Source organism: Streptomyces sp. 4N124 (genome assembly GCF_052245395.1).
Classification (GTDB): Bacteria; Actinomycetota; Actinomycetes; order Streptomycetales; family Streptomycetaceae; genus Streptomyces.
Genome location: NZ_JBQQBS010000008.1, coordinates 75,923 through 101,840, shown reverse-complemented (window position 1 = coordinate 101,840; position 25,918 = coordinate 75,923). Strand labels below are relative to the sequence as shown.

The 25,918-nt window shown below is 69.4% G+C and carries 24 protein-coding genes; 11 read left to right on the top strand and 13 right to left on the bottom strand.

Features of this window, described 5'->3' with window-relative positions:
* Nucleotides 1–32 precede the first annotated feature (32 nt).
* Genes ACTWQO_RS10700 through ACTWQO_RS10690 form a run of 3 tightly spaced genes read left to right on the top strand, consistent with a single transcriptional unit; the run spans nucleotide 33 to nucleotide 2,347 of the window.
* The gene (locus ACTWQO_RS10700; protein ID WP_443236986.1) at nucleotides 33–875 is read left to right on the top strand and encodes an SDR family oxidoreductase; all 843 of its coding nucleotides are present in this window, start codon (nucleotides 33–35) and stop codon (nucleotides 873–875) included.
* A gap of 40 nt (nucleotides 876–915) precedes the next feature.
* Nucleotides 916–1,335, top strand: coding sequence for a (R)-mandelonitrile lyase (locus ACTWQO_RS10695; protein WP_443236985.1), 420 nt, complete (start codon nucleotides 916–918; stop codon nucleotides 1,333–1,335).
* Nucleotides 1,336–1,360: 25 nt separating this feature from the next.
* On the top strand, nucleotides 1,361–2,347 hold the full coding sequence (locus tag ACTWQO_RS10690) for a quinone oxidoreductase family protein (protein ID WP_443236984.1): 987 nt from the start codon (nucleotides 1,361–1,363) through the stop codon (nucleotides 2,345–2,347).
* Between the two features lie 21 nt (nucleotides 2,348–2,368).
* Here ACTWQO_RS10690 and ACTWQO_RS10685 read toward each other — a convergent pair whose 3' ends face one another.
* On the bottom strand, nucleotides 2,369–3,415 hold the full coding sequence (locus tag ACTWQO_RS10685; protein ID WP_443237111.1) for an NAD(P)-dependent alcohol dehydrogenase: 1,047 nt from the start codon (nucleotides 3,413–3,415) through the stop codon (nucleotides 2,369–2,371).
* A 260-nt stretch (nucleotides 3,416–3,675) separates the two neighbouring features.
* Here ACTWQO_RS10685 and ACTWQO_RS10680 point away from each other — a divergent pair, with 260 nt between their 5' ends.
* Nucleotides 3,676–4,581, top strand: coding sequence for a helix-turn-helix transcriptional regulator (locus ACTWQO_RS10680; RefSeq protein ID WP_443236983.1), 906 nt, complete (start codon nucleotides 3,676–3,678; stop codon nucleotides 4,579–4,581).
* A gap of 80 nt (nucleotides 4,582–4,661) precedes the next feature.
* Complete coding sequence (locus ACTWQO_RS10675) at nucleotides 4,662–5,582, top strand: aldo/keto reductase (RefSeq protein WP_443236982.1); 921 nt, start codon at nucleotides 4,662–4,664, stop codon at nucleotides 5,580–5,582.
* Here ACTWQO_RS10675 and ACTWQO_RS10670 read toward each other — a convergent pair.
* Complete coding sequence (locus ACTWQO_RS10670) at nucleotides 5,542–6,336, bottom strand: maleylpyruvate isomerase family mycothiol-dependent enzyme (RefSeq protein ID WP_443236981.1); 795 nt, start codon at nucleotides 6,334–6,336, stop codon at nucleotides 5,542–5,544. The genes ACTWQO_RS10675 and ACTWQO_RS10670 overlap by 41 nt on opposite strands.
* 183 nt (nucleotides 6,337–6,519) lie before the next feature.
* Between ACTWQO_RS10670 and ACTWQO_RS10665 the strand changes: the two genes are divergently transcribed.
* Entirely contained in the window at nucleotides 6,520–6,705 is a 186-nt protein-coding gene (locus ACTWQO_RS10665; protein ID WP_443236980.1) for a hypothetical protein, read from the top strand.
* A gap of 78 nt (nucleotides 6,706–6,783) precedes the next feature.
* On the opposite strand, the gene ACTWQO_RS10660 is transcribed toward ACTWQO_RS10665, so the two are convergent.
* From ACTWQO_RS10660 to ACTWQO_RS10645, 4 genes are all read right to left on the bottom strand, one after another.
* Complete coding sequence (locus ACTWQO_RS10660) at nucleotides 6,784–7,731, bottom strand: NADP-dependent oxidoreductase (protein ID WP_443236979.1); 948 nt, start codon at nucleotides 7,729–7,731, stop codon at nucleotides 6,784–6,786.
* A 206-nt stretch (nucleotides 7,732–7,937) separates the two neighbouring features.
* On the bottom strand, nucleotides 7,938–8,579 hold the full coding sequence (locus tag ACTWQO_RS10655) for a GTP cyclohydrolase II (RefSeq protein ID WP_443236978.1): 642 nt from the start codon (nucleotides 8,577–8,579) through the stop codon (nucleotides 7,938–7,940).
* A 54-nt stretch (nucleotides 8,580–8,633) separates the two neighbouring features.
* Entirely contained in the window at nucleotides 8,634–9,344 is a 711-nt protein-coding gene (locus ACTWQO_RS10650; RefSeq protein ID WP_443236977.1) for a DsbA family oxidoreductase, read from the bottom strand.
* 79 nt (nucleotides 9,345–9,423) lie between these two features.
* On the bottom strand, nucleotides 9,424–10,296 hold the full coding sequence (locus tag ACTWQO_RS10645) for an SDR family oxidoreductase (RefSeq protein ID WP_443236976.1): 873 nt from the start codon (nucleotides 10,294–10,296) through the stop codon (nucleotides 9,424–9,426).
* 105 nt (nucleotides 10,297–10,401) lie between these two features.
* Here ACTWQO_RS10645 and ACTWQO_RS10640 point away from each other — a divergent pair, with 105 nt between their 5' ends.
* The 5 genes from ACTWQO_RS10640 (at nucleotide 10,402) to ACTWQO_RS10620 (ending at nucleotide 15,841) form a co-directional block, all read left to right on the top strand.
* Nucleotides 10,402–10,785, top strand: coding sequence for a winged helix-turn-helix transcriptional regulator (locus ACTWQO_RS10640; protein WP_443236975.1), 384 nt, complete (start codon nucleotides 10,402–10,404; stop codon nucleotides 10,783–10,785).
* A gap of 566 nt (nucleotides 10,786–11,351) precedes the next feature.
* Nucleotides 11,352–11,750, top strand: a complete 399-nt coding sequence (locus ACTWQO_RS10635; RefSeq protein WP_443236974.1) for a hypothetical protein — start codon at nucleotides 11,352–11,354, stop codon at nucleotides 11,748–11,750.
* Between the two features lie 483 nt (nucleotides 11,751–12,233).
* On the top strand, nucleotides 12,234–13,508 hold the full coding sequence (locus ACTWQO_RS10630) for an FAD-binding oxidoreductase (RefSeq protein WP_443237110.1): 1,275 nt from the start codon (nucleotides 12,234–12,236) through the stop codon (nucleotides 13,506–13,508).
* A 3-nt stretch (nucleotides 13,509–13,511) separates the two neighbouring features.
* The gene (locus ACTWQO_RS10625; RefSeq protein ID WP_443236973.1) at nucleotides 13,512–14,273 is read left to right on the top strand and encodes a flavodoxin; all 762 of its coding nucleotides are present in this window, start codon (nucleotides 13,512–13,514) and stop codon (nucleotides 14,271–14,273) included.
* A 341-nt stretch (nucleotides 14,274–14,614) separates the two neighbouring features.
* Nucleotides 14,615–15,841, top strand: a complete 1,227-nt coding sequence (locus ACTWQO_RS10620) for an aldo/keto reductase (RefSeq protein WP_443236972.1) — start codon at nucleotides 14,615–14,617, stop codon at nucleotides 15,839–15,841.
* A 102-nt stretch (nucleotides 15,842–15,943) separates the two neighbouring features.
* On the opposite strand, the gene ACTWQO_RS10615 is transcribed toward ACTWQO_RS10620, so the two are convergent.
* From ACTWQO_RS10615 to ACTWQO_RS10585, 7 genes are all read right to left on the bottom strand, one after another.
* Complete coding sequence (locus tag ACTWQO_RS10615) at nucleotides 15,944–17,023, bottom strand: PQQ-dependent sugar dehydrogenase (RefSeq protein ID WP_443237109.1); 1,080 nt, start codon at nucleotides 17,021–17,023, stop codon at nucleotides 15,944–15,946.
* Between the two features lie 209 nt (nucleotides 17,024–17,232).
* A complete protein-coding gene (locus ACTWQO_RS10610; protein ID WP_443236971.1) occupies nucleotides 17,233–18,078 on the bottom strand; it encodes an SDR family oxidoreductase in 846 nt (281 codons plus the stop codon).
* 120 nt (nucleotides 18,079–18,198) lie between these two features.
* Entirely contained in the window at nucleotides 18,199–19,338 is a 1,140-nt protein-coding gene (locus tag ACTWQO_RS10605; RefSeq protein WP_443236970.1) for an XdhC family protein, read from the bottom strand.
* Between the two features lie 192 nt (nucleotides 19,339–19,530).
* Entirely contained in the window at nucleotides 19,531–21,711 is a 2,181-nt protein-coding gene (locus ACTWQO_RS10600; protein ID WP_443236969.1) for a xanthine dehydrogenase family protein molybdopterin-binding subunit, read from the bottom strand.
* A gap of 281 nt (nucleotides 21,712–21,992) precedes the next feature.
* Nucleotides 21,993–24,191: a xanthine dehydrogenase family protein molybdopterin-binding subunit gene (locus tag ACTWQO_RS10595; protein ID WP_443236968.1), complete on the bottom strand. Its 2,199-nt coding sequence runs from the start codon at nucleotides 24,189–24,191 to the stop codon at nucleotides 21,993–21,995.
* On the bottom strand, nucleotides 24,188–25,171 hold the full coding sequence (locus ACTWQO_RS10590) for an FAD binding domain-containing protein (protein WP_443236967.1): 984 nt from the start codon (nucleotides 25,169–25,171) through the stop codon (nucleotides 24,188–24,190). Before ACTWQO_RS10590 ends, ACTWQO_RS10595 begins: the two co-directional genes overlap by 4 nt.
* A gap of 12 nt (nucleotides 25,172–25,183) precedes the next feature.
* Complete coding sequence (locus tag ACTWQO_RS10585) at nucleotides 25,184–25,822, bottom strand: (2Fe-2S)-binding protein (protein WP_443236966.1); 639 nt, start codon at nucleotides 25,820–25,822, stop codon at nucleotides 25,184–25,186.
* Nucleotides 25,823–25,918: the final 96 nt, after the last annotated feature.

Here is a 25,918-nt window from a genome sequence, read left to right as displayed (position 1 = left end):
CACGCACTGATCCCAGAAGGAAGCACTTCCCTATGAGCAAGGTCATTTTCATCACCGGTGCCGGGCGCGGCCTGGGCATCGACATCGCCCGGCAGGCCCTGGACGCCGGCCACCAGGTCGTGGCCACCGCCCCCAACCCGCAGAAGGTCATCGACGCCCTCGGCGGGGAGCCGAAGAACCTGCTTGCCACCTCCCTGGACATCACCAGCCCGGACGCCGCCCGCGCCGCGGCCGAGGCTGCCACGGAGAAGTTCGGCCGTATCGACGTGCTGATCAACAACGCCGCCACCTTCCAGGCCGGCTACTTCGAGGAGATCTCCGACGCCCAGATGCGGGCGCAGATCGAGACGAACCTGTTCGGCCCGATGAACGTCACCCGCGCCGTACTGCCCGTCATGCGCTCCCAGCGCGCCGGTCATGTCGTCACCATCTCGTCGATCGCCGGCCTGGTCGGCCAGGAGTTCTGCGTGGCCTACGCCGCATCGAAGTTCGGCGTCGAGGGCTGGATGGAGTCCCTGCACTTCGACCTGGAACCGTTCGGCATCCGCACCACGATCGTCGAACCCGGCTTCTTCCGCACCGAACTGCTGGTGGACGCCTCCACCAGCTGGGCGGAACTGTCGCTCGACGACTATGCCGAGCGCACCGCCGAGACCAAGAAGATGTGGCAGTCCATGAACGGTCAGCAGGCCGGCGATCCCGCCAAGCTTGCCGACGCCCTGCTGAAGGTGATCGACCTGGATCAGCCGCCACTGCGGTTCGTCGCCGGCGACGACGCGATTCCCACGGCCGAGGGTAAGGGCAAGGAAATCGCCGACCAGGCGAGCGCCTCCCGCGCCCTGGGCACCGGCCTCTCCCACGACGACGCCGCCTGACCATCCGGTCCCACCCACGCGAACAATTCGAGGAGCACTCATGGAATTCGTCAAGCCGCAGCCCACCGGCAGGGGGCCTGAGGACTGGTTCAACGGTGACGTCTGGTTCGACGTCATCCACGCAGGCCAGGAGCCGTCGCGTATCCGCGCCAACATGGTGCGCTTCGCCCCCGGCTCCCGTACCGCCTGGCACCACCACGCCGTCGGCCAGACCCTCCACGTCGTGGCCGGCATCGCCCTGATCGGCACCCGTGACGGCACCGTCTTCGAGGCCCACCCCGGCGAGACGGTGACCTGCCCGCCCGGCGAAGAGCACTGGCACGGCGCCACCGAAGAACACTTCATGCAGCACCTCGCCCTGTGGGACGGCACGGCCCCGGACGACGACAGGCCCGAAACCACCTGGCTGGAGCACATCACCGAGGAGCAGTACGCCGGACCGCGCACCCGCAGCCACTGACCCCGTACGTCAAGGAGAAGTGCCCATGCCCGAGACGATGACCGCCCTGTTCGGCGGTGCGGGACCCGACTGGACACCACGTCAGGTCCCCGTACCCAAGCCGGGTCCCGGGCAGGTCGTGGTGCGCGCCCACGCGGTGGCGCTCAACAACGCGGACGCCTCCATGCTCGCCGCCGCCGACCCCACCTCCGGCGGCACCGGCAAGGAGTACCAGGCCGGCTTCGAGTTCGCCGGTGAGGTCTCCGCCGTCGGGGACGGCGTCCAGACGCCTGCCGTCGGCAGCCGCGTGATGGGCACGACACCAGGCAGCTTCGCCCAGTACGTCCTGGCCGATCACCGCCACGTACTGCCCGTCCCCGATGAACTCGGCTACGAGGAAGCGTGCGCGCTGCCCACCGGGCTGCTGACCGAACACGGCGCCCACACCGTGGCCGGCTTCCAGGCCGGACAGTCGGTGCTCATCACCGGCGCCACCTCCAGCATCGGCCGGATCGGCGTGCAGATCTCCCGCGCCCTGAACGCGAGCCGCATCATCGCCACCACCCGGTCGTCCGCCAAGAGGGAACTCCTGGAGAAGGCCGGAGCCGACACCGTCATCGTCACCGGCGAGCAGGATCTGGCCCAGGCAGTGCTGGACGCCACCCGCGGCGAGGGCGTGGACGTGGCCTTGGACCACGTCGGCGGCCAGACCTTCGCCGCCTGCCTGCCCGCCACCCGCACCGACGGCGCCGTGGTCAACATCGGCCGCCTGGACCAGACTGCCTCCACCATCGACCTGGACGCCCTCTCCTACCGTCACCTGCGCGTCCAGGGAGTCTCCTTCGGCTTCACCCGGCCCGCCGAACTCGGCTCCGGCTTCGCTACGGCCGGCCGGCAACTCCTGCCCGCGGTCGCCGACGGACGGGTACGGCCCCTGATCGACACGACACCGTCGTTCGACACCTCCGCCCAGGCCGCCGAACGACTCCGCTCCCACCAAGCCCACGGAAAAGTCGTTCTCACCGTCCCCTGACACACAGTGAGGGCCCGCTGATCAGGCCAGCGACGCGATGTCGATCACGAAGCGGTAGCGCACGTCGGAGGCGAGGACGCGCTCGTACGCCTCGTTGATCTTCTCGGCCGGGATGACCTCGATCTCCGCGCCGATGCCCTGCTCAGCGCAGAAGTCGAGCATCTCCTGGGTCTCGCGGATGCCGGCGATCAGCGAGTACGTGAACACACGGCGGTTGGCCGCAACGGCGAACGTCGGGAACGAGATCTCCGGCTCCGAAGAGGCGCCCAGGGTGACGAACGCACCGTCCAGGGCCAGCAGATTCATGTAGGCGCCCCGGTCGAGGTTCCCGCTCACGGTGTTCAGGATGACGTCGAAGGTGCCGGCCAGCTTCTCGAAGGTCTCCGGGGCGCTGGTGGCGTAGTAGGCGTCCGCGCCCAGACGCAGGCCGTCGTCCATCTTCTTCAGCGACTGCGACAGGACGGTGACCTCGGCGCCCATCGCGTGCGCGAGCTTGACGCCCAGGTGGCCGAGACCGCCCAGGCCGATGACGGCGACCTTCTTGCCGGGGCCCGCGCCCCAGTGCCGCAGCGGCGAGTACGTCGTGGCGCCCGCACACAGCAGCGGGGCCGCCTCGTCCAGCCCGAGCCCATCGGGGATCCGTACGACGAAGTCCTCGGTCACCACGACGTGGGTGGAGTAGCCGCCCTGAGTGAGCGTGCCGTCCTTGTCGGTGGCGCCGTAGGTGAGGGTGTTGCCCTTGACGCAGTACTGCTCCTCGCCCTTGAGGCAGTTCGCGCACTCGCGGCAGGAGTTGACCATGCAACCGACGCCGACCCGGTCGCCGACAGCGTGCTTGGTGACCTCGGAGCCGACCTCGGTGACGATGCCGGCGAACTCGTGGCCGGGGACGACCGGGTAGGTCTGCGGGCCCCACTCGCCGCGGACGAAGTGGATGTCGGAGTGACAGATGCCGCAGTACTTGATCTCGATGAGGACGTCGTGCGGACCGACGTCACGACGCTCGATCGTGGTCGGGGCGAGCGGTTCGGTCGCGGAGCTCGCGGCATAGGCGTTGACGGTGAGCAGGGTTTCTCCAAAAGGACGGGGTGGTGCCGGGCAGCCGGGTGGCCGCCGAGTCCGTCCCCATGGCCTTCCGAGCGCGGCCACGAGCTGGATCGTCGCGGTGCGCGGCTGCCGGGAACGGAGAGGTTTCTACGAGCATCAAGCCTGCGCCTCCGGCTCGCCATGTGGCAGACCGCGTTGTAGCCCGGAGTCCTGTTCAGTGCCGTGACAGGGCACCCCACCCTCCTTCCACCCAGGTCGTGGCGTCCCCACACTCGGAAGACATGGATCGTGAGCAGCACAGCAGCGGCACCGAGCTGGGGCGCTACCTACGCGCCCGACGGGCCCAGGTGACCCCCGAGGAGGTCGGCCTGCCACCCGGGACCGGCCCGCGTCGCACACCTGGACTGCGCCGCGAGGAACTGGCCACCCTGGCCGGGATCAGCATCGACTACTTCACCCGGCTGGAGCGCGGCAAGGAGACCCACCCCAGCCCGTCCGTCGTCGACTCCCTCGCCCGCGCCCTCCGGCTGGAGGAGCCGGAACACGACCACCTGCGCAGCCTGGCCGCGCATGCTGCCCGTACCCCTCCGGAACCGCCTACCACGCCCAGCCGCTCCGTGCGGCCCGGAGTGAAGATCCTGCTGGAGGCCATGCGGCCCCATCCCGCGCACGTGGTCAGCCGCACGGGCGACGTACTGGCCTGGAACCCGGGCGGACTGCGACTGCTCGCCGGGATGGAGGACTGGCCCGCGAGACAGCGCAACATCGCGCGCTACGTCTTTCTCCACCCCACCGCCCGCGACCTCTTCGACGACTGGGGCAACCAGGTCCGCGGCTGCGTAGCCCGCCTGCGGGCCCTGGCCGGCACCGACCCGGACGCCCCTGACCTCACCCAGCTGGCGGGTGAACTCCTACTCAAGAGCCCGGAGTTCGCCCGGCTGTGGGAACGCTACGACGTCCGCGGCCACGCCTATGGCCGCAAGACGTTCCACCACCCGGACGTCGGCGACCTCACCCTCGGCTACCAGTCCATGCAGTTGGAGGGCACCCCCGGCCACCGGCTCGTCGTGTACCACGCCGAGCCCGGCAGCACCGAGTACGACGCGATGGTCCTGCTCGATCTGATGGCGTCCGACTCGGCCCACGCGTCGAGGACCGGAGCCTCCCGCACCGGGTTCGCGGACTGACACAGCACTCACCCCGGCCGGTGCCTCGCCCGCGCACCGAGCACCAGTCCGACCCACCGAAGACCGAAAGGACGAACAGCATGCGTACCACCACCCTCGGTACCAACGGACCCCAGGTCGGCGTCGTCGGCCTGGGTTGCATGGGCATAAGCTTCAGCTACGACCAGGCGACCCCGCGCGACCAGGCCGAGATGGTCTCGGTGATCCACCAGGCCCTCGACCTGGGAATGACCCTGCTGGACACCTCCGACGTGTACGGCCCCTACACGAACGAGCAGCTGGTCGGGCGAGCCCTGGCGGACGGCCACCGCGATCGCGCCGTACTGGCCACCAAGGTCGGCGTGCTGGCCAAGGACGGTGCGGTCACCGGCCTCGACGGCCGCCCGGAGCACATCCGCCGCTCGATCGACGAGAGCCTCGGGCGCCTGGGCACGGACCACGTGGACCTCTACTACCTGCACCGCGTGGACCCGGATGTGCCGATCGAGGAGAGCGTGGGCGCGCTGGCGGAGGCGGTGGAGGCGGGCAAGGCCCGCGCGATTGGCCTGTCTGAGGTGAGCGTCGAGCAGATCAAGCGGGCCCAGTCCGTGCATCCGGTCACGGCAGTGCAGTCCGAACTGTCCCTGTGGACACGGGACTGGATGACCGAGGTGCTGCCCTACTGCGGGCCGGGTGCTGCAGCCGGGGATCACGCCCTGGCTTACTTGGTCTCCGAGGTCCGCGCGGGTGAGCAGGCGCTGATCCACTCGGTGGTCGACGCCCCGGTCCGGCCGGAGTTTCGGCGCGAGCTGCTGGAACTGCTTGACGTGCCGGAGGGGTTGTCGAAGTCGGCGTTGGAGCGGTGGCGCACGCCGCCGCGGGATACGACGGGGGCACGCGTTTCCCTCAGCGATCAGGGACCTCCGGAGAACCGGGCGGCCGGGTGGCCGCCCGGCATTCGGAGGTGCCGGTCGGCGCCGGCTAGAAGCCGGGGAAGACCCGACGCAGGTCGTCGAGGGTGAGGGAGTTGCTTGCCAGAGACACCTCGCTCGGGGTGTGCGGGGGCGCGTGGCGCCCGGTGGTGAGGCGCAGCCACCACTCGGCCGGTGCGTTCAGGACGGCGTCGGGCCGGTCCGGCTCATCGGTGAGCGTGACTGCGTTCCCCACCTCCAGTCCGAAGGTGCGCTCGGGTGCCGTGGTGTGGACGGCTATGCGGACCGGGCGGGTGTCGAGGGCGTCGGCCTTGCCGAGGAAGTTCAGGAATGGGCCGGTCTGGTCGAGGAGCAGTCCGGTCACAGCGGAGAGCAGGGGCGCCTCGTGGTCGAAGGCGACTTCCACGTCCCAGGTGTGGTGGGCGAACTCCGTGAGCCGCATGCCGGCCACCGTGGCGACGTCGACCGCCGCGGGCAGGAAACCGAGGTCGACCGTCAGTTCCTTGCGCGTCTGCGCGTCGAGGCCCTCATAGCAGCTGACCAGCGCGTTGTTGGCCGCCACGAAGCCTTCGGCCCGCTGGGCGGGTGACATGTCGTCCCAGCGCACCCATACGGACTTGTTGAAGTCCCCGTCGGGCGTGCCGGTGGCATTCAATGCGCCCTCCAGGACTGCCAGGCCTATCTCGGCGCCACTGCCCAGATGGCTGAGCACCTGTGACACGTCCCACTCCGACGCCCCGGAGGGCCGGGTGAGGTCGGCGGTGGCGAGGCCGTGCACCACGGCCGTCAGATAGTCGTGTCCGCTGCGCAAGGCGTCAATGGTCTGGTCGGCACGGTCGGTCATATGCGTTTCTCCGTAGAGGTATGAGGAAGGGAGATACAAGGGGAAAGGAAGCGGGGAGGTGACAGGGGCGACTGCGCCCTCGGCTTCGCCCGCGGCCTCGGTCAGGGGATCAGGACGATCTTGCCCCGGGTGTGTCGCTGCTCCAGTTCCGCGAAGGCCTCGGTCACGCGGTGGAGCGGGTACGTGGCGGCCGTCGGTCTTGGCGCCGATCTGCGCCGCACGTTCCATGGCGACGGTGGTCTGGATGCGGCCCGGCGGCATGCCGAGCGCGACAGCGAGGTCGAGATACTCCGGCCCGTAGAGGTCGACGAACGCTCGGTGACATACAGCACGTCACGATCGCCGTACTGGTCGAAGCGCACGACCTGAGCTGTTTGGTTCATGTCTGCTCCGGAGGGTGTCGGGTCGGCCCGGAAGGGCCGGGTGTGGCTGGTGTCTTCTTGCAAGTCAGGGGACGATGACGGTCTTTCCGGTGGCGTGGCCGGCACGTGCCTTGGCGATGATGGCCGGGGCGTCGGCGAGCGGGACTTCCGCGTCGATACGGACGCGCAGCTCACCGGCAGCGGCGAGTTCGGCGAGTGTCGTCAGCGTCTCGACGGTGGGACGGTTGCCGAGGTTGACACCGAGGATGTCGCGGGCGGCCAGGGCGTCGAGGTCCGTGGCGTAGTTGGTGCTGACCAGGGTGGAGCCGGCGCGGAGCAGACCGGCCATCGGGCTGATGTCGCCGCCGGTCGGGGTGACGAGGTCGACGACGGCGTCGATGCCCTCGGGGTGCGCGGCGGCCACTTGTTCATGGGTGGGGGCCAGGGTGTGGTCGATGACGGTGTAGGCCCCGAGATCGCGTAGGTGGTCGGCGAGGTCGGGGGTTCCGGTGGCCAGGACGCGGGCTCCGGTCCGGGCGGCGAACTGGATGGCCGACTGGCCTACTCCGCCGCTGGCGCCGTTGATCAGCAGGGTGTGCCCGTCGGCGAGGCGCGCGGCCTGGACGGCCTGGTAGGCGGTCACGCTCGCGGTGGGAAGGGCGGCGGCGAGCGTGAAGGGGAGGGTGTCGGGGATGAGGGCGATCTTGCCGTCCTGCTCGCCGAGGGTGTACTCGGCATACGAGCCCTGGCCATCGGACAGGCGCATGAACTGTCCGAAGACGCGGTCCCCGGGGCGGAAGCGGGTGACGCCCGGACCCGTCTTCTGGACCACGCCCGCCGCGTCCGAGCCCATGACCAGGGGGAAGACGTGCTCCATGGAGTCCTTGAGGGCGCCGTCGGTGACTTTCCAGTCGAAGGGGTTCACTCCGGCGGCGTGGACGCGGACCAGGATCTCGCCGGCGCCGGGCTCGGGCGTGGGCAGATCGACGAGCTCGGGCAGGGCTCCGAAATGGGAGACGACGACGGCTTTCATGCTGATGCCTTTCTCGGCCGGTGGGTGTTGTCGCACTGCCGGCGCTTGGGGAGGGGGAGTTGACGAGGCAGCGACTATGGACCAGGTCTGCGATGTCCCGGGTTTCGGCCAGGCACAGGGGCCGGCCGGGGCCGTGGGTGAAGGGCCCGGTATCGATGAAGAACGGGGCGGTGACGAGGTGGAGTTCGTCGGCGCGACCCTGGTGGTCAGCCGACCAGGCTCGGCACCGGCACCGGCGCGAGGGCGATGGTGTGGTGGGTGTGCTGGACCTTGGCACGCAGGTAGCGCAGGTTGCTGGGCGTGGTGTGCACGCCCGTAGGGACGGTCCGGGCGATCGAGATGCCGAGGTCGCTGAGCTGCTGCGCCTTGTCGGGGTTGTTGGTGAGCAGGTTCAGCTCGGTGATGTCGAGGGCGGCGAGCATCTGGGCGGCGGCGGTGTAGTCGCGGGCGTCCTCGGGTAGACCGAGGGACAGGTTGGCCTCGTAGGTGTCCAGGCCCTCGTCCTGCAGAGCGTAGGCGTCGAGCTTGTTGTACAGGCCGATGCCGCGGCCTTCCTGACGGAGGTAGAGCAGGATGCCGCCGGTGGCGGCGATGCGCTCGGCGGCCTCGCGCAGCTGGGGGCCGCAGTCGCAGCGGGCGGAGCCGAAGACGTCACCGGTGAGGCATTCGGAGTGCAGACGCACCAGCGGGGTGGCAGCGGTGGCGGGGTCTCCCAGGATCAGGGCTACGTGCTCGGCGCCGTCGGCCAGGCCGTTGAACGTGATCACCTCGGCGGTCACGTGGTAGCCGTCAGAGAAGCGCAGCGGAATGTGGACCCGGGTGCGTACGGTGGCGGTGCTGGTGGTCATGGCGTCTTTCGTGGCGTTGGTTTGTTCAAAGGGTCTGTCCATGGCGAGGACGTCCTACGGCTTCGCGGATGACACCGGGGGAACCGCGCATGTTCCGTCCGGGCCGCACATGACCGCATCCTCGCCCAGGGCGTCCAGGGGACGCTCGGCCCATGCCGTCTCCAACGCCTTACGGAACGCGCTGACCGGCTGCGCTCCGCCCAGCGTGCGGCGGCCGTCGAACACGAAGAACGGCACACCCTGGGCACCGGCGAGTGCTGCGCCGCGCTCGTCTTCGCGGACCGCCTCAAGGTAGGCGTCGGCGTCGGCCAGGATGTGGCGGGCCTGCTCGGGGTCAAGGCCGGCCCGGGCGGCGATGCCCACCAGGGCGTCGTGGGTGAAGATGCTTTCGGCCTGGGCGAAGTTGGTCTCGAACAGGACGGCGAGCAGCTGTCCCTGGCGTCCCTGCTCCTTGGCCCAGTGCAGGAGCCGGTGGGCGTCCAGGGTGCTGCCGACCTGCCGGTCGGTGCGGTAGGTCAGTCCCTCGCGCCGGGCGCGCTCGGCGACCTGCTCGTCCATGGCGGGGCCCTGTGGACCGAAGCGCCGGGCTAGGAACGCGGGGACGGATTCGACGTGCGCGGCGTCGTGGCCCGGGTCGAGTTCGAAGGACCGGTGCACAACCTCGACCCGGTCGCGGTTGGGGAACTCGGTCAGGGCCCGCTCGAAGCGGGCGTTCGCGATGTAGCACCAGGGGCAGACCACATCGCCCCAGATCTCGATGCGCATAAGGATGTCCTTCCTTCTTTCTTGCTTTCGGTTCGGGTCGTGCTTGAGGGCGCGGCCGCGCCGCGCCGCCGAGGGTGGGTCAGGGCGTGCGGAGGCCGCGCAAAGTGGTGGCGATCGCCTGGCTCAGCCGGGTGGCGGGTCGTCCGATAAGCCCGGCCAAGTCACCGCTGGCGGTGTGCAGTTCGCCGCGGCGCAGGCCCTGGTCGGCGTCGGCGAGGATGTCGGCGACCAGTTGCGGCATGCCGGTGCCGGCCAGGGCCCGGGCGTGCTCGGCCTGGGGCAGATCGGTGTAGGCCACCTGGGTGCCCGCCTGGGCGGTGATCTCGGCGGCGAGCTCGGCCAGGGTGAACGGCTCGTCGCCGCCGAGCTCGTACGCCCGTCCCTCGTGGCCGTCCCCGGTGAGCACAGCCGCCGCGGCGGCGGCGTAGTCGGCACGGGTGGCCGCACTGACCCGGCCCTCGCCCGCGCTGCCGAACACCGCGCCGTGCTCCAGGAACACGGACAGGTAGGCCGTGTAGTTCTCGAAGTACCAGCTGTTGCGCAGGAAGGTGAACGGTACGCCGCTCCCGCGCAGCAGCGCCTCGGTGGCCTGGTGGTCCTCCGCGAGACGCATGCTCGTGGTGGCGGCGTTGACGATGCTGGTGTAAGCCACCAGGGAGGCCCCCGCGTCGCGGGCCGCCTCGATCACGTTGCGGTGCTGCTGCACCCGGGCACCCGGCTCGCTGCCGGAGACCAGCAGCACCCGCTGCGCGCCCTGGAAGGCAGTGCGCAGCGACGCGGGGTCCGCGTAGTCCGCGTGGCGCACCTGAACGCCGCGGTCGCCCAGGCTCTTCAGCTGGTCCAGGCGGCGTCCGGTGGCGACGATGTCGCCTGCCGGTACCCCCTGCTCCAGCAGGCTTTCGACGGTCAGACGGCCCAGCTGGCCGGTCGCTCCGGTGACGATCAGGGACATCGGGGGCTCCTTCAGGTGCGGTCACGGTGAATCCACCAGGCTCAACCAGCCCGAGCCTCCCACCGTTCCCTATCGCCGGTACGCACTATCTTGTAAGGTACTGGTATGAAGGAAAGTATCGAGGTCAGTGGCATTCCACTGGAGAATCCCGCGGGCAACGTGTTCGAGCCGAACTGTCCCAGCCGGGTGCTGCTGGACCACGTCACCAGCCGCTGGGGCGTCCTGGTGCTGGTCGCCCTCTCCAACGGGACGATGCGCTGGGGTGAGGTGCGCCGCTGGGTCAAGGGCATCACCGAGAAGATGCTGGCCCACACCCTGCGCACCCTGGAGGCCGACGGCCTGGTACTCCGGGTGGCCCACCCGGAGGTGCCGCCCCGCGTCGACTACAGCCTCACGGACCGCGGACAGGAACTGGTCGCCCTGCTCCTGCCCCTGGTCGGCTGGGTCACCGCCAACGCCGAAGCCACCCCCGTGGAGTCCCCAGTCTGAGCCAGGACGACTGCCGAGGGTCCCGCAGCGCGCGCCGCGGGACCGTGCCCGGGTCGGCCGCTCAGGCCATCGCCGCGTGGACAATGGCCGAGTCGACGATCTGCTCCATGCGCACGATACGGCCGCCGCGGACGGTGAAGGCGTGCGCGACGCGTGCCTCCATCGCCTTGCCGGTGGCCCAACCACTTAGCGTTCAATCCTGGAGCATTACCGGCGAGACCCCGTGCTCTCTCGTGGCCCGAGCCTCCCACGTGGCGAGCCCGCTTATAGCAGACAAGTGAACTGCTCGGGCGGCATGTTGGGTGCCCTGTCAGTGCCCTGATCAGCGCTCCCTGGCATGCCACGGCCTGTCGTGTGGTGAGCCCTTCGGGCAAGGTGGGTGACGAACGTGGAACTCCCGTGCGCTCATGGTTGATGCGCTGTTCATGGCGGACCTGTGCCGGTACAGCCACTCGACAGCGTGCACCCTTTGCCACCGGGGATTCCCGGAGCGCTGCAAAGGGGGAGGTCTTGCCCCGCTTCCTCGACAACAGTCGAATGCAACGAGAACGGCCGGAAGGAGGAGCATGCCGCGCGACAGGACACCCCGGTTCGTGCTCGCCCTGGCCGCTCTCCTCGTAGGTCTGCAGTTCCTCGGTGTGATGGTGCCCGGCGGGTCTGGGCATGCCGCCTACGGCTCTGCCCCGGTGCCCCTGGAGCGGTCGACGGACGTAGTCGTCGCCGACGCCGAACACACCGACGAGTTCGCCCCCTGCGGAGACGCCGGGCAGATCGCGGGCCTGAAGTCCTGGCCCGCGGGCCGTGACCGTCGCCACGCCGTGGAACCCGACGCGGAGCGCTCCCCTGCCGGTACCTGGCGGAACGAGCGCACCGCGCTGCCTCCGGGCGGCCTCACGGCATCCCCCCTCGCGTCGAGAACCCCAGCCACCGGCTCGCTCGCATCACTCCAGTTGCTCCGCTGCTGAGTCGGTCTGCGGACCGAGCCGACTCCCCCCGCTCGCGCCATGCTCACCGGGTGCCTCGACGTTGGGCCGTCGCGCCCTGCGCGTTGCCCGCGCGCTGGATGTATTCGGTGTCACGGACATCGCGGTGTAGGCCCGAGCGTTGACGCGTCGCCGTACGGCGGTGACGGCCTGCCGTACGGCGCCCGTTCCGCCGCAGCGGGAGTACCGCCAGGAGATCCACGCAATGCAAACAGGAAGAGTACTCGATGAGTAATACCTCCAAGCCGCCCTCGCCGAGAAGGGCTCGCGCGTGAACCCGAAACATAAAGCGATCGTCCTGATCACTGTTGCTGTCCTGACTATGGCGACACTCATTTACTTCAACCTGGAAAATGTGCGAGAGCCGGGCAGTCGTGGAATTTCCCTAGTGGGCGACGCCGAAACGTCCGAGGCCGGACAACGGTCGAGCGGGTCGGACCCGACAGTCCAGGTGGAGTCGTGACGATGCTACGTAAGCTGCTGTTCTGGAGCTTTGCGGTGGTGTTTCCGCTCCCACTGATTCTCACCTACGATTTCGTGGCCACTGAACCCGACCTCCTGAAGTTCTATGTCTTCCTCGGCCTGATCGCCTATACGTGGTGGCTGTTGTCCATCGTGCTCAGCGTGAGACCGGTCTGGCTGCACCGTTTCGTGGGACTTCCGGCCATCTACGGCCTGCATGGCGCACTCGGCATACTGGCCATCGCCGCGGCCTATATACACCGCGACAACTCCTACTCACCAAGCCACCTGGCCCGCATTCTGGGCGATTGGGGATTCTACGGGACGCTCGCAGTGCTGTGCTACTCGATGTTCTTCATGAGCGGGTGGTTCGTCGACAGGTCGATACTTCTACTGAGGGTCAAGGGACTCCTGGAGACCGTCCTCCGCCGCCGGCTCTCCGTGTGGATTCACCGACTCAACCTGGTGATCGTGGCGATGATCTGGCTGCACGCCCACCTGCTCGTGAGAGTGAACCAGTACTTCGCGTTCATGGTGCTTTTCGATCTGTACACAGTGGCGGCATTCGGCATCTATGTCTGGAAGAAATGGATCGCGCCCGACACGTATCTGATGGGAACAGTCACCAGCAATGACACGCGCGGTGGGGCGACCCGCAGGGTGTCGGTGGGCCTCGACAGCAAAGCGGCGGCCCTGCAGCCGGGTGACTTCTTCTTCCTCAGCTTCGAGGGATCTTCTTCTGTGAGCAGGGAATGGCATCCCTTCTCAGTGACGGACGACAACCAGAAGACCCTGGCCTTCACAATTCGACAGCACGGAGACTTCACCCGCCGCCTCGGAAATGTCGAAGTGGGAACCCAAGTCCGCCTGGAGGGCCCGTTCGGCCGCTTCGAATCGATCGTCCAGGGGCGGGACCGCGAAGCTCCTCTCGTGCTCGTCGGGATGGGCGCGGGCGTTGCGCCGCTGCTCAGCCTGGCGGCAGCTCACCACACCACGCGGAAGATTCACCTGCTGTGGGCCGTCCGTAGCCCGGAAGACGCCTATTACCGTGACGTGATCGAGGAGTACCGGGCGGCGTCCGGAAACCGCATGCAGGTCACCATCAGTGTCGGCCGGTTCCACCGTGAAGATCTCGCCAGCACGCTGTCTGCAGAGGCAGTCGCGAAGGGCGCGTTCTTCATCGTGGGTCCGAACCCCGCCGTGTTGGCGAACCAGCGCCTACTGCGGCGCATCGGAGTCTCTGCACGGCGAATACACCAAGAACGCCTCACCATGTAGCCGATGCGACCACAGTTCCACGGGCCCAGGAAATCGACCATCGTCGACGAAACGGAGTTCACTGAGATGACAAGCACCACGCGCCGAAAATTTCTTGCACTGGCCACCGTCGCACTGGCGGGAGCCGGTACCGCGGGCTGTTCGATAACGAGAGGAGCAGGCGAGGCACTCGGCGGTTCCGAATCTTCTGAAACCGTCCCACCATTGACTAAATCGCGCACTTTGGTCGCCTACTTTTCGATGCCGGAAACCGATGACCCGAACAACATGACGGAGAACGAGCAGAACAGCACTCATGTCGTTGATGGCAAGGTTCTCGGGAACACCCAACACGTCGCTCAAATCATCGGGGAGAGCACGGGAGCCGAGGTATTCCGCATAGAGACAGCGGAAGAGTTGCCCCTCGACCACAAAACACTGTCAGATCTCGCGCTGAAACAGCAGGAAGACGACGAAAGGCCGAAACTCAAAGCCCTTACACCGAACCTTCAAGAATATGACACGATATTCATCGGCTATCCGATCTGGTGGTACAGCCTGCCGATGCCGATGCACACGTTCCTTGAACAGCACGATTTCAGCAAAAAGAACATCATTCTATTCACCACCCATGGCGGAAGCCGCCTGTCGGGAACTGTTGAAGTCGTCACTGAAAAGCTCGCTGATTCTACTGTGATCAGTAATGCGTTCACGATCTCACGAGACGATATGGACAATGCCGAGGCGGAGGTGAGCGATTGGCTCGACAGTCTCGGGATTACATGACGCCCGCCAGTTGCGGACCCGCGGTCCGGGCCGAGCCCGGCCAAAAGGGATCTTTAGCCGGTTTTTGGGGGGCACTGGTACGGCATGGAACAGCACGGCCTCCCACCCCGGCGGGCGCTCTGCTTGAGTTTTACTGACCGTCCGGCACCATCGGCACCACAGGACGCGTCCCTCACCGAACGAGCCGGGGCGTCGTCCGAATTCACGAACGTGGTGGGCCTATGCCGCCGGACGAAATGCCCAGGTGCTCAATTCCGACGCGGTCTGCTTCTTCGCCGCCGACTGTGACGCGGTGACGCACCGAGGGTGCTCCCAACCGACGAACATGAGGGATGTAACGCATGCACGAACAGGACAGCACGCCGAACGGCAACTCGACCGACCGTGGCCGTCGCGGCCGTCGCGGCTTCCTGATGGGTGCCGCCGGACTGGCAGCCACCTCGGTGGTGGCCGCGCCGGCCACCCTGGCACAGGCGCAAACCGCATCGTCCGCGACCGGCACCAAGAGCCCCGTCGGCCGTCGCAACCCGGTGACCGCAGCCATCACGCAGACCGGTCACCGCCGGCTCGGGTCCGGCCCGGCGTCCCTGAAGGTCTCCAGCATCGGCCTCGGCACCCAGACCATGCCGGGCAACCTTTATGGTCCGGTCACCAGCCGAAAGGACATGGTCGCCCTCGTCCGGACAGCCTTCGACCAGGGGGTGAAGTTCTTCGACACGGCCGAGGCGTACGGGCCGTTCGAGTCGGAACGGATCATCGGCGAGGCCCTGCGGACCGTCCGCGACGACGTGGTGATCGCGTCCAAGTTCGGCTGGAACATCGACCCGGTCACCGGAGTGAACACCGGCACGAACAGCCGTCCCGACCGCATCCGGCAAGTCGTCGACGGCATACTGACGCGCTTGGGGACGGACTACATCGATCTGCTCTACCAGCACCGGGTGGATCCCACCGTCCCGATCGAGGACGTCGCGGACACGGTGAAGGACCTCGTCGCCCAGGGCAAGGTGCGGCATTGGGGCCTGTCCGAGCCGGGCTTGGGGACCGTCCGCCGGGCTCACGCTGTCCTGCCGCTCACCGCGATCCAGAACGAGTACTCCACGCTGTGGCGCGGCCCGGAGGAGCAGGTTCTGCCGCTTTGCGAGGAACTCGGCATCGGTTTCGTGTGCTTTTCGCCCCTGGGCACGGGCTTCACGACCGGCACGATCAATCCGTACACCCGGTTCACGGAGGGAGACCGCCGGCCCGCGGCACCCCGCAACAGCCGGGACAACATGGCCGCCAACATGCCGCTGGTACAACTGCTCCAGGAATGGGCCGTGCGCAAGGGCGCCACGCCCGCCCAGATCGACCTCGCCTGGCTGCTGGCCCAGAAGCCGTGGATCGTACCGATCCCCAGCACCACCCGGCTGTCCCACCTGCTGGAAAACATCGGCGCGGAAGAAGTCCGGTTCAGCCCCGACGAACTCCAGGAACTGAACGCCGCCGTCGCGAGCATCACCATCCACGGTGCCCGGCTCTCGCCGGCGGGCCTCGCGCTGACGGGCGTCGAAGCACCGCCCCGCTGACCGGCCCCGCACGAACCGAGCGGCGCGGCGGGGGCCACCCCCGGCCGAACTCCCATACAGCTGCGGGATGTTCCGGCCGGGGGTGGCCCCCGCCGTGTGCCTTCAGGAAACCCGGAGCAGCAGGATCCGATCGTCGCTGTCCTCCGGTGAACCCTTGCCGTCCGTGTTGCTGGTGACCAGCCACAGCCTGTCGCCGCCCGCCGCCACGACCGTGCGCAGCCTGCCGTACGAGCCCTCCAGCGCGGCCGACGGCTCGCCCGCGACCCGGGAGCCGTCCAGCGGGATGCGCCACAGGCGCTCGCCCCGCAGGCTCGCCATCCAGATGGCGCCCTCGGCGTAGGCGATGCCGCTGGGTGAGGCGTCGACGGGACGCCACTGCGCTACCGGATCGGTGAAGCCCGCCCGGTCGCCTCTGCCCTCGACCTCCGGCCAGCCGTAGTTACGGCCGGGTCGGATCAGGTTCAGCTCGTCCCAGGTGTCCTGGCCGAACTCCGACGCCCACAGCCGCCCGTCGTCGTCGAAGGCCAGGCCCTGCGGGTTGCGGTGGCCTGAGGAGTACACCAGGGAGTCGGGCTCGGGGTTGCCGGGGGCGGGCCGGCCCTCGGGGGTCATGCGCAGGATCTTGCCGCCGAGCGAGTCCCGGTCCTGGGCGATCGGCTTGTCCCACGTCTCGCCGGTGCCGGCGTAGAGCATGCCGTCCGGGCCGAAGGCGATCCGGCCGCCGTTGTGGTACGTCCCGGTGGGAATTCCTTCCAACACGGTCTCCGGCCGGCCCAGTTGCTCGCTCTGTGGGCGCGAGGTGTCGTACCGCATGCGGACGATGCGGTTGTCCGAGGTGGTCGTGAGGTAGGCGTACACCAGGCGGTCGGAGGCGAAGTCCGGGGAGACGGCGAGCCCGAGCAGGCCGCCCTCTCCGGGCAGGTCCTGCGCTCCCCGCACAGTCCCGGCCTCGGTCTTCCGGCCGTTGTCCGCGTCGACGCGGGTGATCGTGCCGTCGTCGCGGGAGGAGACCAGCAGGTCGCCGTCCGGCAAAGGGGCCATGCCCCAAGGGGTGTTCAGTTCCTGCGTCACGGTCCGCAGGACTCGTACGCGCGAGGAGCCTGAGCCCGCGTTGTCCGTTCCGGCGGACGACGCGGGCTCCTCCTCGCTGCCCGAACTCCCCGATGTGCAGCCCGCGAGCATCAGTACGGCGGCGGCGCAGGCCGCGGCCCAGGGCGTTTTGGGAGTGGGACGGGGCACGGCGGGTTCCTCTCGATGACGCTGATGGTGGTGCGGTTCAGGGGGCGATGGAAGGGGCGAGGCGGGCGCGACGGGCGCCGGCCCAGCAGGTGCCACCGTTGGTTGCTGATCCGGGCGGGCCCGCGTTCCCGCGCGCCCCCGGCGACGGTGCGTCAGCTCTGCGCCCGGCCCACGGGCCACGCCTGCGCGGCCCGCAGCGCCGCGATCACACCGCCGTCGGCCAGGAGGTCGGACCCGGTGATGAAGCCGGCCTGCTGCCCGAGCAGGAAGGCCGCCGCCTCGGCGACGTCGTCGGGGGTGCCGATGCGCCCGGCGGCCGACGTCTCGATCATCTGGCGGTATCCCTCGGCGCCGGGGCCGGACATCTCGTCCTGGGCCAGGGGGGTGGAGATGATGCCGGGGCTGATGCAGTTGATGCGGGCGCCGTGCTTGCCCCACTCGACGGCGGCGGCCTGCACGCGCAGCGCGTTGGCCCGCTTGGACAGGGCGTAGGCCGCGCCGGAGTTGCCCACCTCCTCGGGGGACAGGAAGGGCAGGTCAAGCAGTTCGGAGACCGGGGTGCTTGCCAGCGCGTGCTCGGTGTCGTACGGATAGGCGCCCGCCATGTGGCCGGCCATGCTGGAGATGACGACACCGGCGCCGCTGGGCGCGATGACGCGGGCGAACTCGTCGAGGACCAGCGCGGTGCCGAGCAGGTCGACGTGCAGGACCTGCTCCGTGGTGCCCTGTACGGGCGAGACTCCGGCGCTGTGCACGACCTGAGTGACGGGGCCCAGCTCCGCGGCCGTGTCGGCGAGGGCAGCCACCGCGTCGGGCTGGGACACGTCGACGACCTGGGTGGACACGTCGTAGCCCGCGCCGCGAAGCTGCTCAGCGGCGACGCCCAGCGCCTTCTCGCTGTAATCGGCGAGCAGCACGATACGGCCGATGCCCACACGACGGGCGATCGCCAGACCGATGCCGCCCGCGCCGATGATGACCGCTACGTCCTTGTCCATCGTCTTTCTCCTGTGATCGCAAAAGAGGGGGGCTATGCCGAGGAAGAGATCTCCTACGAGCATTCAGCCTGCTCCGCGGCGCCGCGATGTGGCAGACCGGGCTGTGCCCTGGAGCGGTGTTCAGTGACCTGCCAGGGCACCCCTCGCGGCAATGGGCTCGTGGATCGGCCCGGTGCCATGGGAGAGAGGCAGACCGGTGCCCTGGTGGGCATGGGCGATGATCTCCGCGGTGATCGAGACGGCCGTCTCCTCGGGAGTGCGGGCACCGAGGTCCAAGCCGATCGGCGAGTGGAGACGGGCCAGGTGCGTCTCCGGTACGCCCGCCTCCCGCAGCAGGCCCAGGCGGTGGTCGTGGGTACGCCGGGAGCCCATCGCGCCCACGTAACCCACGGGCAGGCTCAGGGCCTGGCGCAGGAGCGGGACGTCGAACTTGGCGTCATGGGTGAGCACGCATACGGCGGTACGGGCGTCCACCTCGGTGCCGGCCAGGTAACGGTGCGGCCAGTCGACGACCACCTCGTCGGCGTACGGGAAGCGACCGGGGGTCGCGAAGACGGGACGGGCGTCGCAGACAGTGACCCGGTAGCCGAGGAAGGCTCCGGCCCGGCTGAGGGCGGCGGCGAAGTCGCCGGCGCCGAAGATCAGCATGCGGGGGCGGGGCGCGCGGGTGTGGACGAGGAGGGACAGCCGTTCGGGGCAGGTGTCGGCGTCCCCTCCCACCTCGACCAGTCCGGTGCGTCCAGCCCGGAGCAGGGCGCGGGCCTGCGCCGCGACCGCCCTGTCCTCTCGCGCGCTGCCCAGGGTTCCGTCGTACGCGCTGCCGTCGCCGAGAACGCACAGGCTCCGGCCGAGGAGTTCCTCCGGCCCGTCCACCACCTGCGCCACGGCCGCGGGCCGGCCTCGCCGTACCTCGTCGAGGGCGACGGCGAGGTGGGGCTGGTCGACCGGGTCCACTCGCTGCAAGAGCACGTCGATCTCGCCACCGCAGGTCAGGCCGACGGCGAAGGCGTCGTCGTCGGAGTAGCCGAAACGGGCCCGTGCGGGGGCGCCGGAGTCGGCCAGGATCTCGCGGCACAGTTCGTAGACGGCTCCCTCCACGCAGCCTCCGGAGACGCTGCCTACCGCATTGCCGTCCGCGTTCACGGCGAGCGCGGTGCCGGGCGGCAGGGGTGCGCTGCCGCTGATCTGGACGACGGTGGCGAGGGCGAAGGGACGCGCCTCGCGGCACCAGGCGTACAGCGTGTCCGCGATGTTCAGCATGGGGGTCTCCGTGAGGGACGACGGATGGGGAGGGCCGCCGCCACGCGCCGTGGGGGACGATGATCGCGGCGGCGGCCCTGGTGTCCGGCGGCTGTGCGTGGCAGCCACCGGACGGATCGGGGAGTACGACGGGGACCCGGCTCACCACTTGGCAATTCCGGCCGCCCGGGGGCTCGTGTCTGAGGTCTCGGCTCAGAGCAACGCCTCCGCGGTGATGGGCAGTTCGCGGATCCGGCGCCCGGTGGCGTGGAACACGGCGTTGGCCACGGCGGGTGCCACGCCGACCTGCACGATCTCACCGAGGCCCTTGACGCCGATGGGGTCGGCTTCGGGGTCCTCGCCGTCGAGGTAGATCGCGCGCAGGTCGGGGATGTCGGCGTTGACCGGGAGGAGGTAGTCGGCCAGGTTGGCGTTCACGATCCGGCCGTCGCGGTGGTCGGTGACCGTGTGCTCCAGCAGGGCCGCGCCGATGCCGCCGACCATTGCTCCGAGTGCCTGGCTGTCGGCGAGCTTCGGACTGATGATGCGGCCCGCGTCGTACACGCCGAGCATCCGCCGCACGCGAACCAGCCCCAGCCGGGCGTCCACGGCGACCTCGGCGAACATCGCGCCGTAGGCGTACATGGAGAACCGCGCCGGTCCCGATGGCGGAGTGAAGGTACCGAGCGTCTCCAGGTGGCCGCGGTCGTTGCGGGTCAGGAGTTGCCGGTAGGTCTCCCCCTGCGCCGGGTTGTCCTTCATGTACAGCCGGCCGCCTCGTACGACAACATCGGCGGCGTCGGCACCGTACAGCGGAGAGTCCTCGTCCTCGACGGCGATGCGGATCGCCTGCTGCCGCAGTCTGTCGCAGCCGTCCTGGACGGCGGAGCCGACGCTGGCCATGGTCCGCGAGCCGCCCTGTGCAGGGGCAGGCGGCATGACGGAGTCGCCGAGCCGGAAGGTCACGTTGCGCATCGTCAGGCCGAGGGCGTCGGCTGCGACCTGGGTCATGGAGGTGTACGTACCGGGGCCCATGTCGCTGGCCGAGCTCTCGATCAGTGCGGTGCCGTTCGCGTCGAGCCGGACCGAGGCCTGGGCGGCGCTGCGTACGACGTCGTAGACGCCGGTGGCCACACCGGTGCCGATCAGCCAGTCACCGTCGCGGGTGGAGCGGGGCTCGGGGTTGCGGCGGTTCCAGCCGAACTCGCGGACGCCGACGCGGTAGCAGTCGCGCAGGCGTCGGGTGGAGAACGGCAGCCCGCTGGACGGGTCCTCCTCCGGTTCGTTGCGCAGCCTCAACTCGATCGGATCGACACCCAGTTCGTGGGCGAGTTCGTCCAGCGCCGACTCCATGGGGAAGGCGGCGGTGGCGTAGCCGGGGCCGCGCATCCAGGTGGCCGCGTTCACGTCCAGCGGCACCGAGCGGTGCGCCTGACGGACGTTGGGCGTCGTGTAGAGCATCTGCCCGATGCCCAGGACGGGCTCCATGTGCGTTTCGTAGCGGGAGGTCTCCGACCGCAGTTCGTGGATCACGGCAGTCAGGTGTCCGCGGCGATCACTGCCCAGACGTACCGAGTACTCGTACGCGGGCCGGTAACCCGTGCCGAAGTACTGCTGCCTGCGGGTCAGGACGAGTTTGACCCGGCGGCCCGTCATACGGGCCGCGAGAGCCGCGATGGTGACGTGCGGCCAGGTCCGCAACGCACTGCCGAACGCGCCGCCGACGAATGGCGAGATGACCCGCACCGACTCACGCGGGATGCCGAAGGCGGCCGCGAGCTGGTTCTGGGTGCCGACCACGTACTGGGTCTTGTCCCAGACCGTGAGCTTGTCGCCGTCCCAGCGGGCGACGGTGGCATGAGGCTCCATGGCGTTGTGGTGGTTGCGGGCCAGCCGGTAGGTCGTCTCCAGCCGTACGGCGGCGGATCGCAGCGCCTCCTCCGCGTCGCCGCGCGCGTAGGTCTCGGGGTCGTCGGCCGGAGGTGCCTCGGTCAGGTCGGTGGAGGGCTGCTCGGCGTCGTAGGTGACCTCGACCAGGCTCGCGGCGTGCTGCGCGGACTCCAGGGTGGTGGCCACCACGACGGCGACCGGCTGACCGTGGAAGAGGATCCGGTCGTCCTGGAAGGCGAGCAGACGCTCGAACGGGGTGTCGAGGTTCGGCAGCTCGGGTGCGTTGAGGTGGCTGATCACCGTCAGTACGCCGGGCTGGGCGAGGGCGGCACGGGTGTCGATGCCGGTGATCTGTCCAAGGGCGACGGTGCTGTCGACGACGACCGCGTGCACGACGCCGTCGGGGTCGTGGTCGGCGGCGTACTTCGCCTGTCCGGTCACCTTCAGTCGTCCGTCCACGCGGGAGAGCGGTGCGCCGACGGCTGCCTGCGGCTGAGGGCTCACTTGGTACCTCCTATGATGCGCAGCTGGCGTTCGATGGTCCGCTGGCGCAACTCGACCTTGGACCGGTTGTGTGGGAGGGGACGGGCCCCGTACTCGGCGGCGGGGGACGACAGATGGGGCGGGCCACCGCCGCGCGCCGGGGGGGGGAACGGTTGGTCGCAGCAGCGGCCCTGGTGTCCGCCGGCGGTGCGTGGCCGCCGCCCGGACGGTTGCGGAGAGCACCCCGGGCGGCCGTCTCGCCACGAAACCGGCTGCCCGGGTGCTCGTATCGCGGCCTCGGCTCAGAGCATCGCCTCGGCCGTGATGGGCAGTTCGCGGATCCGGCGCCCAGTGGCGTGGAACACCGCGTTGGCCACGGCCGGTGCCACGCCGACCTGCACGACCTCCCCGAGGCCCTTGACGCCCAGGGGGTCGGCCTCGGTGTCCTCCCCTTCGAGGTAGATCGCCCGCAGGTCGGGGACGTCGGCGTTGACGGGCACGAGGTAGTCGGCGAGGTTGGCATTCACGATCCGGCCGTCGCGGTGATCGGTGACCGTGTGCTCCAGGAGAGCCGTGCCGATGCCGCCGACCATGGCACCGAGTGCCTGGCTGTCGGCGAGCTTCGGACTGATGATGCGGCCCGCGTCGTACACGCCGAGCATCCGCCGCACGCGAACCAGCCCCAGCCGGGCGTCCACGGCGACCTCGGCGAACGTCGCCGCGTACGCATGGGTGGAGAACCGTTCCACTTCCTCGCCCGGCGTGTAGGACCCGTTGGCCTCGAGGCGGCTGCGGTTGTTGCGGGTCAGGAGTTGCCGGTAGGTCTCCCCGCGCGCCGGGTTGTCCTTCACGTGCAGCCGGCCGCCCCGTACGACGACATCGTCCGGATCGACGCCGTGCAGCGGCGATCCCTCGTCTTCGACGGCCAGCCTGATCGCCTGCTGCCGCAGCTTGTCGCAGCCGTCCTGAACGGCGGACCCGACACTGGCCATGGTCTTCGAACCGCCCTGCAGTGGCGCCGGCGGCATGAGGGAATCGCCGAGCCGGAAGGTCACATTGCGCATGGTCAGGCCGAGGGCGTCGGCGGCGACCTGGGTCATGGAGGTGTACGTGCCCGGGCCCATGTCACTGGCCGCGGACTGCACCAGCGCGGTGCCGTCGGCGTCCAGCCGGACCGAGGCCTGGGCCGGGTCCCGCCGGGTGTGGTAGGCGCCGGCGGCCATACCGGTGCCGATCAGCCAGTCGCCGTCGCGGGTGGAGCGCGGCAGGGGGTTGCGGCGGTTCCAGCCGAACTCGCGGGCGCCGGTGGCGAGGCACTCGCGCAGCCGCCGGGTGGAGAACGGCAGCCCGTCGGACGGGTCGTCCTCCGGATCGTTGAGCAGCCGCAGCTCGATCGGGTCGACGCCCAGCTCGTAGGCGAGTTCGTCCATCGCCGACTCGACGGCGTAGGAGGCGGTGGCGTAGCCGGGGCCACGCATCCACGTCGGTGTGTTCACGTCCAACGGCACCGACCGGTGCGTCATGCGGACGTTGGGCGTGTCGTAGAGCATCTGCCCGAGCGACAGGATGGGCTCGCCGTGCGTCTCGTAACGGGACGTCTCCGACCTCAGGTCGTGGATCATCCCGGTCACCCGTCCGCGCTGGTCACTGCCCACCCGTATCCGGTACTCGTACGTGGGCCGGTAGCCCACATGGAAGTAGAGCTGCTCGCGGGTCAGCGCGAGCTTCACCGGACGCTTCGTCTCGCGAGCGGCGACGGCCGCGATGATGGTCTGCGGCCAGACCCTCGACGCGTTGCCGAACGCGCCGCCGACGAACGGTGAGATCACGCGCACCGAGTCCTGCGGAATGCCGAACACGGCGGCGAGTTCGTTCCGGGCGCCCTGCACCCACTGCGTCTTGTCCCAGACGGTGAGCCGGTCGCCGTCCCAGCGGGCGACGGTGGCGTGCGGCTCCATCGCGTTGTGGTGGTTCCGGGCGAGCCCGTAGGTCATGTCCATGCGTACGGCCGACGAGTCCAGCGCCGCCTCGGCGTCGCCCCGGGCGTAGTTCTGGGGCTGGCCGCCGGCCGGGCTGCCGTTCATGTCGGTCGTGGGCTTCCGCGACTCGTACTCGACCTCCACCAGGTTCGCGGCGTGCTGCGCGACCTCCAGTGTCGTCGCTACGACCACGGCGACTGGCTGACCGTGGAAGAGGATCTGGTCGTCCTGGAAGGCGCGCAGCCGCCTGCCGGGCGGGTTGTATCCCCCGGGATTGTCGCGGTACTCCAACGTGGGTGCGTTGAGGTGGCTGATCACCGTCAGTACGCCGGGCTGGGCGAGGGCGGCACGGGTGTCGATGCCGGTGATCCGTCCCAGGGCGACGGTGCTGTCGACGACGACCGCGTGCACGACGCCGTCGGGGTCGAAGTCGGCGGCGTACTGTGCCTTGCCGGTGACCTTGAGCCGCCCGTCCACCCGGGAAAGCGGTGCGCCGACGGCTGCCTGCGGCTGCGGGCTCATTTACTCTCTCCTACGATGCGCAGCTGGCGCTCGACTGTTCGCCGGAGCAACTCGACCTTGAATCGATTGTGTTGGAGGGGCCTGGCCCCGTCTGACGCCTCCCCGGCCGCCTCGGCCCACAGCGCGTCCGAGGGGCGCTCGCCGATGAGGCGGCGCTCGACGGCGGGCAGCTTCCAGGGCACGGTGCCGACGCCCCCGGCGGCCACCTTCGCCTCGCGGATCACGCCGCCGCGGATGTGCAGGGCGACGGCGGCCGAGGTGAGGGCGAACTCGTACGACTGCCGGTCCCGCACCTTCAGGTAGCCGGACCTGAGCGGACGCGGAAGGGCCGGGATCTCGACGGCGGCGATCAACTCACCTCGCTGGAGGGCCTGTTCGCGGTTCGGGGTGCTGCCGGGTTTGAGGAGGAAGTCGGCGAAGGGGACGGTGCGCTCGCTTCCGTCCGGGCCCAGCAGGTGCACGCGCGCCTCCAGCGCGGCGAAGGCCACGGCGACGTCGGAGGGATGCGTGGCAACGCAGTCGTCGGAGGTGCCGAGGATCGCGTGGGTGCGGTTGAAGCCTTCTCGCGCCGCGCAGCCCGAGCCGGGGTCGCGCTTGTTGCAGTCGGCGCTCACGTCCCGGAAGTAGGTGCAGCGGGTGCGCTGCATGATGTTGCCGCCGATGGTGGCCATGTTGCGCAGCTGGGCGGAGGCGCTCAGCTCCAGCGCCTGCGAGATGACCGGGTAGGTGGTGCGCACCTTGGGGTGGGCAGCGGCGTCCGTCATCCGTACGAGAGCGCCGATGCGCAGGCCGCCGCGCTCGGTGACGGTAATGTCCCGCAGCGGCAGGTCGCTGATGTCGACCAAGGTGTCGGGGCGCTCGACGGTCTCACGCATCAGGTCGACGAGGGTGGTGCCGCCGGCTATGTAACGCCCGCCGCGACGCCCGGCGTTGAGTGCCTCACGGGTGTCGGAGGCCTTGGTGAAGGAGAAGGGGTACATGGGGGCCGGGCCTCATTTCCCGTGGGCGGCCTGGTCGACCGCCTTGACGATCTTGACATAACAGCCGCATCGGCAGATGTTGCCGCTCATCCACTCCCGGATCTCCTCGGCGGAGTCCGTGTGGCCTTCCTCGATACAGCCGACGCCGGACATGATCTGACCGGGGGTGCAGAAGCCGCATTGGAAGGCGTCCTGTTCGACGAACGCCGCCTGCAGCGGGTGCAGTCGGTCGCCGTTGGCGAGTCCCTCGATCGTGGTGACCTCGGCGCCCTCCAGACGCACAGCCAGCGTCAGACAGGAGTTGACCCGCTGCCCGTCGACCAGAACCGTGCAGGCCCCGCAGGCACCCGCGTTGCAGCCCTTCTTGGAACCGGTCAGCCCGAAGTGCTCACGCAGCAGGTCCAGCAGTGAGGTCCGGTTGTCGATCGTGATCGTGCGCCGCTCGCCGTTGACGGTCAACGAGAGCCGGCCGCTGGGCGGAGCCTGGGCGGCCGGCGACTCCTGGTCGGTCAGCGCCGATCCCGCGGCCAGGCCACCTGCCGCGACCACACCACCGACGGCGGCTGTCGTCGCGATGAAGGTGCGCCGAGTGGGCACCGGCGCGGGTCCTTCAGACAGTTCGATGGGTGAGTCCGGAAGTTCGGTGGTCATACGCACTCTCTCGCTTTGGGGGGATGCGGCGGAGGATCGGCCGTCTCGGGCTGGTACGCCACGACCGTCCGGCGACGCTGTGCGGTATGCGCGCAG

What these genes read in the sequence shown, in the direction of transcription:
- ACTWQO_RS10640 (WP_443236975.1), top strand. Translation starts at nt 10,402, where the DNA reads ATGAAGGAAAGTATCGAGGTCAGTGGCATTCCACTGGAGAATCCCGCG.
- ACTWQO_RS10590 (WP_443236967.1), bottom strand. Translation starts at nt 25,171, where the DNA reads ATGTACCCCTTCTCCTTCACCAAGGCCTCCGACACCCGTGAGGCACTC.
- ACTWQO_RS10670 (WP_443236981.1), bottom strand. Translation starts at nt 6,336, where the DNA reads ATGACCGACCGTGCCGACCAGACCATTGACGCCTTGCGCAGCGGACAC.
- ACTWQO_RS10610 (WP_443236971.1), bottom strand. Translation starts at nt 18,078, where the DNA reads ATGGACAAGGACGTAGCGGTCATCATCGGCGCGGGCGGCATCGGTCTG.
- ACTWQO_RS10615 (WP_443237109.1), bottom strand. Translation starts at nt 17,023, where the DNA reads ATGCTCGCGGGCTGCACATCGGGGAGTTCGGGCAGCGAGGAGGAGCCC.
- ACTWQO_RS10650 (WP_443236977.1), bottom strand. Translation starts at nt 9,344, where the DNA reads ATGCGCATCGAGATCTGGGGCGATGTGGTCTGCCCCTGGTGCTACATC.
- ACTWQO_RS10595 (WP_443236968.1), bottom strand. Translation starts at nt 24,191, where the DNA reads ATGAGCCCGCAGCCGCAGGCAGCCGTCGGCGCACCGCTTTCCCGGGTG.
- ACTWQO_RS10675 (WP_443236982.1), top strand. Translation starts at nt 4,662, where the DNA reads ATGCGTACCACCACCCTCGGTACCAACGGACCCCAGGTCGGCGTCGTC.
- ACTWQO_RS10635 (WP_443236974.1), top strand. Translation starts at nt 11,352, where the DNA reads ATGCCGCGCGACAGGACACCCCGGTTCGTGCTCGCCCTGGCCGCTCTC.
- ACTWQO_RS10680 (WP_443236983.1), top strand. Translation starts at nt 3,676, where the DNA reads ATGGATCGTGAGCAGCACAGCAGCGGCACCGAGCTGGGGCGCTACCTA.
- ACTWQO_RS10645 (WP_443236976.1), bottom strand. Translation starts at nt 10,296, where the DNA reads ATGTCCCTGATCGTCACCGGAGCGACCGGCCAGCTGGGCCGTCTGACC.
- ACTWQO_RS10655 (WP_443236978.1), bottom strand. Translation starts at nt 8,579, where the DNA reads ATGACCACCAGCACCGCCACCGTACGCACCCGGGTCCACATTCCGCTG.
- ACTWQO_RS10700 (WP_443236986.1), top strand. Translation starts at nt 33, where the DNA reads ATGAGCAAGGTCATTTTCATCACCGGTGCCGGGCGCGGCCTGGGCATC.
- ACTWQO_RS10585 (WP_443236966.1), bottom strand. Translation starts at nt 25,822, where the DNA reads ATGACCACCGAACTTCCGGACTCACCCATCGAACTGTCTGAAGGACCC.
- ACTWQO_RS10620 (WP_443236972.1), top strand. Translation starts at nt 14,615, where the DNA reads ATGCACGAACAGGACAGCACGCCGAACGGCAACTCGACCGACCGTGGC.
- ACTWQO_RS10625 (WP_443236973.1), top strand. Translation starts at nt 13,512, where the DNA reads ATGCGACCACAGTTCCACGGGCCCAGGAAATCGACCATCGTCGACGAA.
- ACTWQO_RS10630 (WP_443237110.1), top strand. Translation starts at nt 12,234, where the DNA reads ATGCTACGTAAGCTGCTGTTCTGGAGCTTTGCGGTGGTGTTTCCGCTC.
- ACTWQO_RS10690 (WP_443236984.1), top strand. Translation starts at nt 1,361, where the DNA reads ATGCCCGAGACGATGACCGCCCTGTTCGGCGGTGCGGGACCCGACTGG.
- ACTWQO_RS10605 (WP_443236970.1), bottom strand. Translation starts at nt 19,338, where the DNA reads ATGCTGAACATCGCGGACACGCTGTACGCCTGGTGCCGCGAGGCGCGT.
- ACTWQO_RS10660 (WP_443236979.1), bottom strand. Translation starts at nt 7,731, where the DNA reads ATGAAAGCCGTCGTCGTCTCCCATTTCGGAGCCCTGCCCGAGCTCGTC.
- ACTWQO_RS10695 (WP_443236985.1), top strand. Translation starts at nt 916, where the DNA reads ATGGAATTCGTCAAGCCGCAGCCCACCGGCAGGGGGCCTGAGGACTGG.